Below are 13545 nucleotides of genomic sequence, written 5' to 3' on the forward strand. Positions count from 1 at the left end.
CTTATAAATCTTGTCCTACAACATACTGCAGGTTTTCGTAGTATTGATTCAATTCTTTTTTAGTATCCAGGATGATCATTTTATTTCCGATGTAGGTATCCAGAAAATCCATATATTCAAGCATGCTGATATTTCTGAGTCTGAAATTTTTCTCGTGGCTTACCAGCAAACCATCCAGCGTAGATTCATAATTTTCATCAATTTCTTGTGAGACCTGTTGTGTTCTGATATAGTTTCTGAAAACAGATACAATTTCGTTATCAGATTTCATCATGTTTTTGCGGGTCTCCAGTTTGCTTTTTTCAATCTCAAGCTTAGCTTCCTGAATATTCCCTTTGTTACGGTCAAAAATGGGGAGATCCATAGAAACCCCCAGTCCTATAAAATCTTTCATGATATTTCCTCCACGGTCATATCCTATAGAAACTGCAACATCGGGCGTTTTCATGGCATTTTGAATTTCCAGATTTTTGGCAGCGTGTTTCTCTTTATTTTTGGAGATCATGATATCGGGACGGTTTTCTTTTGCCTTTTCCATCCATTGATTCACTTCCAGTTCTGATAGTTGTTTTTCGGGCATAACAAATGAATCTGAAATCTCCAGATACGTTTGAGAAGGCAGCATCAATAAAGCTTTCAGTTCTACCTGCTGGTCTTCGATTTCCTGCTTCAATGAAACCAGTTTCTTTTTGAATTCAATTTCCTGTGCTTTTAAGCGGACATATTCAGCTTTACTGATATTACCAAGGTTTAATTGATTATTATAGGATTTTGTTAATTTCTCAATGGAAGCAATCTGTCCCTGATAGATCTTTTGCTGTTCCTGATTGTAAAGAATTTCAGTAATGGTATTTCTGAGCGTCTTCTTAAGTTCACGTAAAACTTCCTGCAGTTCATACTTCTCTCCTTCCACTTCTATTTTCTGAAGTTCAATATTTTTTCTTCTTTTCCCCGCAGTCTGAATCACCTGTTCTATCTCGGCAGAAATCTGAGTACTTTTCCCCCAGTTTCTGATAAGTGCGGGTTGCTCTTCGATGTCATAGGTTCTCCATAAATTCACCTCACTGATACTCAATGTAGGATTAGGCCAGTATTTAGCCTGAACAGCTCTTGCCTCGGCTTGTGAAATTTCAAGCTTCTGTGCAATAAGGTCAAGGTTTTTAGCCAGAAAAATAGTTTCAGCCTCCTTTCTGCTGATTTTCATGGTGTCTGAAATCTGTGCAGAAAAGAAACTGAAACAGGGAATATAAAATAGTGTAAAAAATAGCTTCTTCAAGGGTCTCTTATTTAAGACCACAAAGCTATTTGCCTAATATTAGAGGGAATTGTAAAGAAAATTAAAATTCGGTTAGTTCAACATTAGAGTTTGATTAGAACTTGTTTAAAACACGAAAAACACAAATCTTTTCACAAATAACACGATTATGAATGGGCAGGAAATTCCAGGAGAACATTGGTTCCCACATTGACCGTAGAATCAATTTTCATGACAATATGATGATGATCAAAAATACTTTTTGAAAGTGATAAACCGATTCCGCTGCCTTTTACAGTATCTACATTTTTTCCTCTGTAGAAAGTCTCTGATATTTTCACAAGATCATCAGCCGGAATTCCTCTTCCTTCATCCCTGACCTCAATGTACAACTGACTGTTCTTTTCAGATAATGTGATCACTATAGGTTTGTCATAGGAATATTTGATAGCATTTTCCACAATATTATATAACGCCAGGTAGAGAAGCGTCTCATTTCCCGGGAATTCCAGCAAAGCAGGTTTCGTTACCTGAAGCTGTATTTTGATAGATGAATTGTTTTCTTTTGCCTTGGGTTCCAGTTTTTCATAAATCTTCCAGATCAGCTCATCCACTCTCATGAGTTTGTGAGAAGATTCCAGTTTGGTCATTCCGGACATCAGCAAAAGATTATTGAGAATATTTTCAATCTCATATACGTTTTCCAATGACTCTTTGGCCACTTCCCTATATTCTTCCGGTGTACGGTCTTTTTGGGCAAATACTTCCAGATTTCCGGAAATCGCAGCTAAGGGAGTTTTAAATTCATGAGAAACATAATTGATAAAGTTCTGCTGTAAAAGCACATTTTCGGAAATTCTGCCCAGCAGTTTATTATAAGATTTAATGAGATCTTCAATTTCATCATTGGTATTGGTGGAAGTAATAATTGCCGTAGAAATGTTATCATATTCCACTTTATTGATCCGTTCCACCACATTGGAAATAGGTTTATAAACTACCTTGGAAAGATATCTGCTCAGGAAATAAATCGCAAGCAGGCCGATGACCAATACCGAAAGCATGATAATAGCCAATCTCAGGATTTGCGACTGGAAAGAATCGTTGGAAGACTTCACAAAAACCACAAAGTCACCCTGGTTATCAGGATAAAAAATTCCGTAATAGAATTGATTATCAGACATAAACTGTATTCCTTTATTATTCCGGACAGCCTGCAAGTGGGAAAGTTTTATATTCTTATCGTTCAGATTATGTCCAAAAGTAACTTCGTTATTCTGGTTATAGACCGCAACCCTGTTATTCTGAATCAGATGATTGTATTCTTTTTTGATCTGGGCATGGCGGTCTTTCGGGAGTTCATCTTTTTCCAGATAATAAATAGCAGAGATCAGAGCCGTATTTCTTAGCTTTTCAAAATAAAAAATTTTGGTACTGTCATAATAGGCAAAAAATATCACCGCAGATGTGATAATAGAAACAATGCCGAATGAAAGGCTTGAAATAAGGGTAAATCTGTTTCTGAGGGTCATTTCAGTCTTTGATCAAATATCCGGTTCCTTTTACTGTATGAATAATTTTCTGTTCTGTCTCATCAATCTTATTACGGACATAGGAAATATAAACATCCACTACATTCGTTGTATTATCAAAATCAATTCCCCATACTTTATGCAAAATCTGGGTTCTGCTCAATACTTTATTTTTATTCTCCATCAGGAAAGTAAAAAGTTTATATTCCGTCGGTGAAAACTCTATTTCTTTACCGTTCTGGGTTACTTTATGAAGATCGGTATCAATGGTGATAGTGCCACAAGATAACAATTGGTCTTCTTTCTGATAACTTAATTTATTTCTTCTGGTTAATGCTTTAATCCTTGAAATCAGTTCTTCAAAATGGAACGGTTTTGATAAATAATCATCAGCGCCCATATCCAGCATTTTGATCTTATCATCAGGACTGTTCAAAGCACTTAAAACCAAAATCGGAGTATAATTTCCTTTAAATCTGATAATTTGTGTCAACTGCATGCCATCCAGTCCGGGAAGCATAATATCCATTAAAATAATATCAAAATCATAGGTATGAAGAAGCTCACGTGCCTTTTCACCGGAATCTGCCAGGGTCGTATTATAGCCAGCCTCGGAAAGGCCTTTTATCAGGAAATTACTGATTCTTTGATCATCTTCTACCAGCAAAATATTCATAAGTCTCTGAAATTTCCCATAAATATAGGTATTCTAATTCAGAAAGGAAGATGGAGGCTGGAAGAGAGAAGTAATAGAATTTTATAAAGCAATTGTTTCCATTTTATTTACCTTTAAAAAAAACAGTCAGTTCTTATCGGTCCAAAAGGAACTTCCAACATCCCGCTTCCAGCTTCCAGCCTTTTTTCATAATTTTGAAACATGGAGATGATATATTTAATTATTGGATTGGTTGCCGGTGGCATACTGGGAGCGGTTATTTTATATTTTGCACTGAAATCGTCAATGGTTTCAAGAAGTTCTTATGATGCACTGAACACCTTATCTATTAAAAATCAATCTGATCTTGAAAATTCCAACCTGAAAATTCAGGAGCTTAATCAAATCATCAGTGAAGAGAAAGAAGCCAATATGCTGCAGCAGGACCTTCTGGATGATCTGAAAAACGAATTTTCTAAAATCTCCGCCGAATATTCTGCTTTGAACATCCAGTTTCAGGAGTTAAAACAAATCAATCAGAGGCAGACTTCTCAGATAGAAAACCACATTCTTGAAAAGCAGACCCTTTTTGCTAAAAACTCTGAGCTTTCTGCTAAAAATGAAGGTCTTCAACAATCTCTTGACACCCAGAAAGAAGAAATTATCAAGATTCAGGAAGATTCAAAACTTCAGTTTGAGAACCTTGCCAATAAAATTTTAGAAGAAAAAACAGAAAAGTTTACGGCTTTAAATCAAAATAATTTAAAAAACATCCTTGAACCTTTTCAGGAGAAAATCGCGGATTTAAAAAACAAAGTTAACGAAGCCTACGAAAAGGAAAATAAAGAACGCTTCTCCCTTGCTGAAAAAGTGAAAGAACTGGCAGAACTGAATCAGCAGATTTCTGAGGATGCCAAAAAACTGACCCGTGCCCTGAAAGGAGAAAGCAAAACCCAGGGGAACTGGGGCGAAATGATTCTGGAAAGTATTCTTGAAAAATCCGGACTGGTAAAAGGAAGAGAATATTTCCTGGAGCATGAATTACGCGATGAAGACAATAAAGCTTTGTTTTCAGAATTCTCCGGAAAAAAAATGCGTCCTGATGCTGTTGTGAAATATCCGGATGAAAGAAATGTTATTATTGATTCTAAAGTGTCTCTGACCGCTTTCACAGAATTGGTAGATGAAACTGATGCTGATGTTTACGCCATAAAACTGAGCCAGCATCTTGGATCTATTAAAAATCATATTAATCAATTAAGTCAGAAAGCGTACGATGATTATGGAAAATCCCTGGATTTCGTAATGATGTTTATTCCAAGTGAACCGGCTTATATTGCGGCAATGCAGGCAGATCAGAATCTCTGGAACTATGCCTATGAAAGAAGAATCCTGTTGTTGAATCCAAGCAATCTGATCACTTCTCTTAAGCTGATTGCCGATCTTTGGAAACGCGAATATCAAAACCGAAATTCTATTGAAATTGCTGATCGAGGAGCCAGACTCTATGACAAATTTGTAGGTTTTGTAGAAAATCTGGAAAAAGTAGGACGAAATCTGGATCAGGCGAAAAATGTATTCAATGATGCTTACAAGCAGCTTCATACCGGAAATGACAACCTGGTAATCCAGACTCAGAAATTGAAGTCATTAGGAATTAAAAATAAAAAAGACCTGCCTCAAAGTCTTATTGACAACGGCAATTTTATTGAAACATCTGAAAGCTAAATCTGGATTTTATGTTTTCATTTACAGCACATCCATATCCAAAGTCTGAATCTTTCAAGGAAATTTTCGTTTCTTCACTGGGGGCAGGAATTGCTGTCTATTTGTTTCTGATTATTTTTCAGCCTTTTGGTACGGAAAACTTTCAGCATCCCTATAAATTTGTATTACTTTTTCCCTATTGCATAATCTTTGGAACTGCATTTTTAATGGCCAATCTTATAACTTCCCGTTTCAGCAACTGGAATATTGGTTCGGAACTCTTAAAAATAACTTTCATTCTATGCACGGGTTCTATTCTATCCTACTTTTACAATTCATTATTCTTGAGCCATGTAAAACTTGATATAGTCAATTACTTTTATATGTTCCTGTATACTTTAGCTGTCGGAATTCCTATTTCTATCATCTATATTTTATCACGGTATATCTATTTAAAGACTATTCATGAAAAGAAAGCCCGCAACATTTCACAACACCTTCCCGTTTCGCCTCCTGCTGAACGACAAAATCTGTTAAAAATATCAGCCCAGAATACCGAGCTTGTCATGAATAAAAAAGATTTTCTTTGCGTTCAGTCTATGGAAAACTATTGTACATTTTACTTTTTAGAAAACAACAGCTTACAAAAAGCACTGATTAGAATAAGTTTAACCAATGCTTTACAACAAATCGAAACAGGCTCTGTCAAAAAATGCCACCGTTCTTATATTGTCAACCTTGGAAGGGTAAAGAAACTCAAAGGAAATGCTCAGGGTTATAAATTAATTCTTCCAGAAGTTGATTTTGAAATTCCTGTTTCAAGAAGTTTTATTCCTTCAATTATTCCTCAGTTACAGAAGCAAAATCTATAAATTTTGTCATTCGTCACTATTCTTTGTCATTCATCACATTAACTTGAAAGCATTGATTTAAAGCTACATTTTTGCTCAAAATTAACAGACATGAGTAAAAACATCCGCTTCTTTTCCATCTTTATTCTAGGGTTTACAGCCTATTATTTCTTCGATTTTCTCTTTTTTAAAACCATACAGACTTTCTCAAAAGATCTGTTTCACAGTAAAGCAATAGCCCATATAATTGCTTATTCGGTAACATTAATTCCATTGATACTCACATTAAGAATTCTGTTACCCCAAAAACAGATCCTTGATCTGTTCTCATTAAACAAACCCATTATCAAAGGATTTATGTTAGCACTTACAGGAACTGCTCCTATGCTCATTGGATACCTGATTCATTTTAAACCAATCTCAAAAATAAATTTTGAATCTCTGTTTATCAATACTCTTTCATCAGCATTTTTTGAAGAGATTATTTTCAGAGCTTTTCTTATCGGAATACTATATCGTTTTACCAGACTCGGATTTTTATCCTCTGCATTATCAGGGTCATTGCTGTTTGCACAAGTACATTTGTATCAAAGTCAGAACTTAATAGAACTTACCGAAATATTTACTATTACATTTTTAGGATCAATATTTTTCGCCTGGGCATATTTTGAATCGGAATACAATTTATGGACCGCCATTTTCCTGCATTTTTTTATGAATCTGTACTGGGAAATCTTTAATGTATCAGAAAATGTTTCCGGGAATTTCTATGGAAACCTCTATAAATTCCTATCCATTGTCTCCCTGATCTTAGTAGTCATCTATTTTAAAAGAAAAAATAAAATTCCAATGGAGATGACATGGAAAAACCTTTTTATCAAAACCAGAGAAGTTCAATCATAAATTTTGCATAATTTTGCAGCATGTTGATAGAAAGTTTTCAAAACGATAAAATAAAAAATGTCACTAAGCTCCTTACTGACAACAGGTTTCGTAAAAAATCAAAAGTTTTTGTAGTAGAAGGCCAGCAGGAAAATGAAAGGGCCATTCAGTATGATTTTGAACCGCTGGAGTTCTTTATCTGTGAAAATATCTTTAAGGGAACTCTTCCCAATGGAAAAATCCATTATGTAAGTGAGAAGGTATATGAAAAAATCGCTTACAGAGGAAGTTCCGAAGGAATTATCGGCATTTATCATACCAAAGAAAATTCACTTTCATCATTTGTTCCTAAAGAAGATGCTACGATAATCATTGTAGAAGGAGTGGAAAAACCAGGAAATCTTGGCGCTATTTTAAGAAGCTGCGAAGCATTTGGTATTGATGCGCTGATTGTTGCTGACGGGAAAACCGATTTCTACAACCCTAATGTGATCAGATCCAGTGTGGGATGCCTGTTCGGAATGGAAGTCTATCAGGCGGAAAATACGGAAACATTGGAATTCCTGCAGAAAAACAGTTTTAATATCTATACTACGCTGATGGACGAAAGTGCTGAAGACCTTTATCGAAGAGATTTCAGACAGCGTTCTGCCGTATTATTCGGGACGGAACATTCCGGGTTAAGTAACTTCTGGATCGGAAAAGGAAAAAACACACTGATTCCCATGGCCGGAAGTATTGATTCTTTGAACCTGAGCAATGCGGTAGCAATTACGTGCTATGAATCTCTGAAACAAAAGAAGGGATAAACTCTTGGTCTTATTCTGATAGTAAACAGATTGCTTCACCTAAGTCTCGCAATGACTAAGCATAAAAAAACCGTTTCACTGGGTGAAACGGTTCTTTTATTGTTAAGCGTATGCTAGAATTATTTCTTAGCAGCATCTTTAGCAGCATCAGCAGCTCCTTTAGCAGCATCAGCAGCACCTTTAGCAGCGTCAGCAGCACCTTTAGCAGCATCTTTAGCAACTTCAGCACCAGCAGCAGTAGTAGCAGCAGCAGCATCTTTAGTAGCTTCTACAGCAGTAGTTGCAGCAGAATCAACAACTTTAGCAGCAGAATCAGAAACTACAGCAGCAGAATCAGCTACAGTAGCAGCAGCAGAATCAGTTGTACCTTCAGTAGCAGTAGCTTCAGTTTTTTTACAAGCAACTAGAGAGATTGCAGCGATAGCAGCTACGAATAATGACTTTTTCATAATAAATTAAATTTAATTTTGTTAATATTGTTTTATAAAATTTTCTTCTGTTCTGTTATTTGAACAAGACAAAGGTAGAGCAGTTAGAAAATTTGTCTATGAAAAATAATTGTAATACCTTTGTAAAATAGTTTTACAAAAAAACATAGCTGATAATCAACAATTTAATTATTTTTTGAAAAATTGACAGATTTGGATCTATTACACTTTGAACAGCTAAAAAAGGATGTTCAGGGTCAATACTTAAAAGAATATACCCCTTCTCAGGATGACATATCCAAGTGGAAGGGTATAGATATTATATATTTTCAGGAAGACCTTCGAAAAAAAGCGAAAGGAAACATCAGTGAAAAGTCATTTTACACTTATTTTAAAACTTCACCGGTTACGAAACTACCAAGAATAGACATGCTCAATTTATTGAGTATTTATGCGGGTTACGACTCCTGGTATGAGTTCAAAAAACAGCATCTTTTTGCGGGTGAACTGCTACAGGAAAATGAAAATTTTGATGAAGAAGATATTGATGAAATTGAAAAAACGGTTTCTTCAGCTCCCGAACTTCCAAAAACTGAATTTCAGCCTAAAAAAGTTGAAACCAGAGCTCAAGAAAACACTGATTTACAAAAATCAAATACTGAAAATCAATCAGTTAATCAAAATAAGACAATTACCCACCAAACTGAAATTTCATCTGTTCCGGCAAAGAAAAATTTCTTCAAAAAGAATGCCTGGGCACTTGTTACTTCAGTTTTGATTACCATTACCGGTCTTTTAGGTTTTAAAGATGTTCTTTTTTCAAAAACTTATAAATATTGTTTCATTGATAAGGACAGAGGTGTCTCTGTGATCAATACTTTAGAAATAATGGTAGTGAAGGAAAATGAATCTCCGTTGATGTATAAAATAAAGCCGGGCGAATGTTTTTATTATTCTACCAAGGATAAAAATTTAAAAATGCGAATCAGCGCTCCTTTCTATGAGCCTCTGGAAGTGAACAGAAATCTTGAAAATGCTCCTGAAGAAGAAAAGATCGAATTAAAGCCGGATGATTATAAGATGGCTGTCTATTATTTCTCTATAAAAGACATCAAAGGAGGAAATCCTGACGAACAGGTTGCACTCATTAAGCAGAAGAGAAACCAGCTGGAAAACCTAATCAGCAGTAATGCCGTGATCTACCAGGTATATGATAATGATACTTACGGCATTGAAAGGCTGGATAAGCAGAAGTATATCACGCTGGTAACGACTCCAACGACTTCACTGAAAAACCTGAATGTAATAGAAATGAAAAAGGATACCAAAGGTAAAATTGTATCCATCAAATTTAAAATTGCTACCACAGATGAAAAGAATAAGTAATTTTTTAATTTTCACCGTGCTTCTGACGTTATTTATTGCCTGTAATAATAAAACCTCAGAGGTAAGCGACCTCGATAAACTACGAAACAGCACCAACGAAAAAAGCTATCCTGCCGTACAGATGGATAGCATGCAGGCGATTAATTCCATCACCAAACAGAAAGTTCAGGAACTTCTTGACCTGTCTACCCTATATCTCAGCGGAAACAGAAATACGGAAATAGATACAGTCATTTATTCCCAGATGGAAAGCTATTTTCACAAACCGGATTCACTGACATTTAAAAGATTGCTGAAAGAACTGGACAGCATGAAAGTAAAAACCGCGAAAGTAAGCAATCTGAATGTATATAAAGATTTTTATAAAAAAGATACACTAGACTATGCCAGGTTTAATGTGGAATATTTTGATAGTAAGAACAAGTCTCTGGGAAGCTTTGAAAAGAATGCACAATACATCTTATTGTCTACATCAAAGCTTAAAAAAGAGTTTAAATTCTACTTTTTAGATTTTTATTCCAAACCGCTTCAAAAAGACAGTACTTCGGTAGGAGTAACCAAATAGTCAAGAGGAATATCATTTTCCCAGACATCATCCACATATTCATCGGGGGCAAAATAATTGACTCCGATTTTTTTTGCCTCGGGAGAAATACTTTGAAACAAGCTGTCATAAAATCCTTTACCATAGCCTACTCTATTCCCTTTTTTGTCGCAATACAACAAAGGCGTAATCACATAATGAAAGTATTTTTCGCCAGAATCTTCATTGGAAACAGGTTCTGAAATCCCCCAACTGTTGGTTTCAAAAGCAGTATCTTCAGAGATCTCAATATTAATCAGCTTATCCGCTACAATTTTAGGCACATACACCCGGATATTCTGTGCTAAAAAATATTGAATGAAGATTTGGGTATCAATTTCTTTCCTTGCCGGAATCGGGATAAAAACGTGTACTTTTTCTGATTCTTTTGGCTTAAAATATTGAATGAAATTTTCAAAAATCTTCTCAGATAACAGAAAAGCCTCATCGGCAGACAAGGCTTTCCTTTTTTGGGTATATTTTTTTCTAAGCTCAGCTTTCAGCATAATGATCAAGTAATTCTTACAGAAATAATTTTCACTGGACAGGCGTTGGCTGCTCTCTCCAAATATTCAAACGCTTCGTGGTCTGGTGTTTTTAACGTGTAAAAGCCTTTTTTATCAATAGTCTTAAGCAATACCGATTTACCATCTTTTTTAGACATTCTAAAATATTCCGGAGCAAATTCGACACAGTAATTACACCCAATACATTTATCTCTCTGAAGTGTAGCAATGACCATTACGCTTTAACAATTTTATATAATTTGTCACTTGGCCGTACACGGAACTTCGTAGGGAAAGTAATCACATCAGACTTTGTTGCCTTGTCTGCCCCTGCCTTCTCATCAACAATCATACTTTCGATGACCATTTCCTGTGATCCTGTAGTAGGTCCCTGTATAAGGACACTGTCTCCTACAGAAATATCATAGGCTTCAACCACAAATTCTGCGATATTGGATTTCGGATAGAAATGCCTTCCTTTTCCAATATAAACCTTCTTTTGTGTTGCACTGGAACCGGAGTTTGAAGACCACTCACCCAGCTCCTGACCAAGATAATATCCACTCCAGAAGCCTCTGTTGTATACGGTCTCCAGAAGTTTCATCCATTCATCCACTTTTTCCTGAGAAAACGTTCCTTCCGCAATACTGTCAATTGCTTCTCTATAACATTTTGTAACTGTTGCTACATATTCCGGAGCCCTTCCTCTTCCTTCTATCTTCAAGACTTTCACGCCGGCATTCACAATCTGATTCAGGAAACCAATCGTACAAAGGTCTTTGGGAGACATCATATATTCGTTATCAAGTTCAATTTCAAAACCTGACTCCTGATCAATCACAGTATATTTTTTCCGGCAGTTCTGTTTGCAGGCCCCCCTGTTTGCTGACGAATTATGGGAATGCAGACTAAGATAGCACTTCCCGGATACTGCCATACATAAGGCACCATGTCCGAAAATCTCCACTTCAACAAGATGACCGGAAGGTCCTTTTACCTGATCTTTTTCAATCTGAGTACAGATTTTTTTGATCTGGCTGATACTTAATTCACGGCTCATCACCATGGTATCAGCAAAAAGAGCATAGAATTTTACGGTTTCAATATTGGTTATATTAATCTGGGTGGAAATATGCACCTCCATACCAATTTGCCTTGCATAAGAAATTACAGCCTGGTCCATTGCGATCACTGCTGTAAGACCTGCTTCTTTCGCTTTATCTAAAAGTGTTCTGACGATAGAAAGATCATGATCATAGATGATGGTGTTAAGGGTCAGATAGGTTCTTACTCCTTTTTCAGCACATCTTCTGGCAATTTCCGGCAGATCATCAATGGTGAAGTTCATTGTTGCTCTTGCACGCATGTTGAGCTGCTCAACTCCAAAATAGACAGAGTCTGCACCGTTATCTATAGCTGCCTGAAGTGATATGAAATCTCCTGCAGGAGACATCAGTTCTATTTTTCCGCTTGTTGTCATTGTAAGTCCGGAATTATTAAGTTGTTAAAACAGAAACAATTGTATTGACAGATCTGAATTATGCATTTTGCACAATTCTGTACAATTTATCAGATAAACGAACTCTGAATGGCAGTGCAAACGTAATCTGATCTCCAATGTTTGCCGTTTCACAAGGCCCTCCGTTAGCATAGATTTCAGTAATGGTAACTTCCTGCTCTCCTGTTGTAGGACCTGAGATCAATACTTTATCACCCACTGATAAATCTTTATGCTCAATTAAAAACTGTGCAATTTTTGATTTTGAATAGTAATGCTCTGCTTTACCAATCAATTCTTTTTTAACAGCAATCTTCTGACGGATATTTTTTGTTTCAGCTTTTGCCAAAGGCTTATCAGTTAAATCTCCTGAGTTTTTAAATTTCAGTGCATCTGATTTTCCTTTTCTGAATACTTTATTTCCAACCTGTAATCCCTTTCTCAGTTTCACCTGTTCATCCCAAGGTAAATGAATGGTATCCAGACATTCTGTAGAACAGCAGTTTTCCATTGCCGCTTTACAGTCGTCACATTGGATGAAAAGAAGGTGACAGGCATCATTGGCACAATTGGTATGATTATCACAAGGTTTTCCACACTGGTGGCATTGTGCAATAATATCATCTGTAATTCTCTCCCCCAGGCGGTGGTCAAATACAAAGTTTTTACCAATGAATTTACTTTTTATTCCTTCTTCTTTGATCTGGCGTGTATATTCAATGATACCTCCTTCCAGCTGATATACATTTTTGAATCCCTGATGTTTGAAGTAAGCACTTGCTTTTTCACAACGGATTCCACCGGTACAATACATCAGCAGGTTTTTATCTTCTTTAAAATCCTGTAGCTGTTCATTGATGATGGGTAAACTTTCTCTGAAATTTTCCACATCTGGAGTAATGGCACCTTCAAAATGTCCTACTTCACTTTCGTAGTGATTTCTGAAATCTACGACAATGGTATTGGGATCTTCCAGCATATTATTGAATTCCTGAGCTTTTAAGTGAATTCCTTTATTGGTCACATCAAAAGTTTCGTCATTCAAACCGTCAGCAACAATTTTGTTTCTGACTTTTATGGTTAATTTTAAAAATGAGTAATTGTCCTGGTCTACCGCTACATTCAAACGGATTCCTTTCATGAAGTCATAAACTTCCAGCGTATCACGAAAAGCCTCAAACTGATCTGCAGGAACACTCATCTGAGCATTAATTCCTTCTGTCGCTACATAAATACGGCCAAGAGCATCAAGGGCATTCCAGGCTATAAATAATTCGTCGCGAAATTTTTTGGGGTCTTCGATTTTGGCATACGCATAGAAAGACAAGGTAAGACGGTCTTTACCGGCTTCATCAATAAGTTGAGCTCTTTCTTCTGCGCTTAAGGTGTTATACAGTTGCATGCTATAAACGTTTTAAGTGAGAATAAAAATTTTTGCAAAGATAATAATTTT

General features: G+C 36.1%; 14 protein-coding genes. 6 read left to right on the plus strand and 8 right to left on the minus strand.

Features of this window, described 5'->3' with window-relative positions:
- Position 1: 1 nt before the first annotated feature.
- The 3 genes from LIV57_RS00595 to LIV57_RS00605 all read right to left on the minus strand — a co-directional run bounded on the left by LIV57_RS00595 (position 2) and on the right by LIV57_RS00605 (position 3463).
- Entirely contained in the window at positions 2-1276 is a 1275-nt protein-coding gene (locus tag LIV57_RS00595) for a TolC family protein (protein ID WP_227940957.1), read from the minus strand.
- A gap of 146 nt (positions 1277-1422) precedes the next feature.
- The gene (locus LIV57_RS00600) at positions 1423-2787 is read right to left on the minus strand and encodes a sensor histidine kinase (protein ID WP_227940959.1); all 1365 of its coding nucleotides are present in this window, start codon (positions 2785-2787) and stop codon (positions 1423-1425) included.
- Between the two features lies 1 nt (position 2788).
- Positions 2789-3463, minus strand: a complete 675-nt coding sequence (locus LIV57_RS00605; RefSeq protein WP_227940961.1) for a response regulator transcription factor — start codon at positions 3461-3463, stop codon at positions 2789-2791.
- A 201-nt stretch (positions 3464-3664) separates the two neighbouring features.
- Here LIV57_RS00605 and rmuC point away from each other — a divergent pair, with 201 nt between their 5' ends.
- From rmuC to LIV57_RS00625, 4 genes are all read left to right on the plus strand, one after another.
- The gene (gene rmuC, locus LIV57_RS00610; protein WP_227940963.1) at positions 3665-5170 is read left to right on the plus strand and encodes a DNA recombination protein RmuC; all 1506 of its coding nucleotides are present in this window, start codon (positions 3665-3667) and stop codon (positions 5168-5170) included.
- Positions 5171-5181: 11 nt separating this feature from the next.
- On the plus strand, positions 5182-6021 hold the full coding sequence (locus LIV57_RS00615) for a LytTR family DNA-binding domain-containing protein (protein WP_227940965.1): 840 nt from the start codon (positions 5182-5184) through the stop codon (positions 6019-6021).
- A 90-nt stretch (positions 6022-6111) separates the two neighbouring features.
- Positions 6112-6903, plus strand: a complete 792-nt coding sequence (locus LIV57_RS00620; protein ID WP_227940966.1) for a CPBP family intramembrane glutamic endopeptidase — start codon at positions 6112-6114, stop codon at positions 6901-6903.
- A 20-nt stretch (positions 6904-6923) separates the two neighbouring features.
- Positions 6924-7691 carry a TrmH family RNA methyltransferase gene (locus LIV57_RS00625; protein ID WP_227940968.1) on the plus strand — a complete coding sequence of 256 codons (768 nt, stop codon included), beginning with the start codon at positions 6924-6926 and terminating at the stop codon, positions 7689-7691.
- 119 nt (positions 7692-7810) lie between these two features.
- Here the strand turns inward: LIV57_RS00625 and LIV57_RS00630 are convergent, their stop codons facing one another.
- The gene (locus tag LIV57_RS00630) at positions 7811-8140 is read right to left on the minus strand and encodes a hypothetical protein (RefSeq protein ID WP_034694620.1); all 330 of its coding nucleotides are present in this window, start codon (positions 8138-8140) and stop codon (positions 7811-7813) included.
- 183 nt (positions 8141-8323) lie between these two features.
- Here LIV57_RS00630 and LIV57_RS00635 point away from each other — a divergent pair, with 183 nt between their 5' ends.
- Entirely contained in the window at positions 8324-9505 is a 1182-nt protein-coding gene (locus LIV57_RS00635) for a hypothetical protein (protein WP_227940969.1), read from the plus strand.
- Positions 9489-10070 (plus strand): hypothetical protein, encoded by a 582-nt coding sequence (locus LIV57_RS00640; protein WP_202840883.1) that lies wholly within the window; start codon positions 9489-9491, stop codon positions 10068-10070. Before LIV57_RS00635 ends, LIV57_RS00640 begins: the two co-directional genes overlap by 17 nt.
- On the opposite strand, the gene LIV57_RS00645 is transcribed toward LIV57_RS00640, so the two are convergent.
- Genes LIV57_RS00645 through LIV57_RS00660 form a run of 4 tightly spaced genes read right to left on the minus strand, consistent with a single transcriptional unit; the run spans position 10034 to position 13494 of the window.
- The gene (locus tag LIV57_RS00645) at positions 10034-10594 is read right to left on the minus strand and encodes a 5-formyltetrahydrofolate cyclo-ligase (protein ID WP_227940971.1); all 561 of its coding nucleotides are present in this window, start codon (positions 10592-10594) and stop codon (positions 10034-10036) included. The two genes, LIV57_RS00640 and LIV57_RS00645, sit on opposite strands and share 37 nt — an antisense overlap.
- Before the next feature lie 5 nt (positions 10595-10599).
- Complete coding sequence (locus LIV57_RS00650) at positions 10600-10830, minus strand: ferredoxin (protein WP_062673534.1); 231 nt, start codon at positions 10828-10830, stop codon at positions 10600-10602.
- Positions 10830-12074: a peptidase U32 family protein gene (locus LIV57_RS00655; protein WP_227940973.1), complete on the minus strand. Its 1245-nt coding sequence runs from the start codon at positions 12072-12074 to the stop codon at positions 10830-10832. Before LIV57_RS00655 ends, LIV57_RS00650 begins: the two co-directional genes overlap by 1 nt.
- A 58-nt stretch (positions 12075-12132) precedes the next feature.
- Positions 12133-13494, minus strand: a complete 1362-nt coding sequence (locus LIV57_RS00660) for a rhodanese-related sulfurtransferase (protein WP_227940975.1) — start codon at positions 13492-13494, stop codon at positions 12133-12135.
- Positions 13495-13545: the final 51 nt, after the last annotated feature.

It is taken from the genome of Chryseobacterium sp. X308, assembly GCF_020733145.1.
Lineage (GTDB): Bacteria > Bacteroidota > Bacteroidia > Flavobacteriales > Weeksellaceae > Chryseobacterium > Chryseobacterium cupriresistens.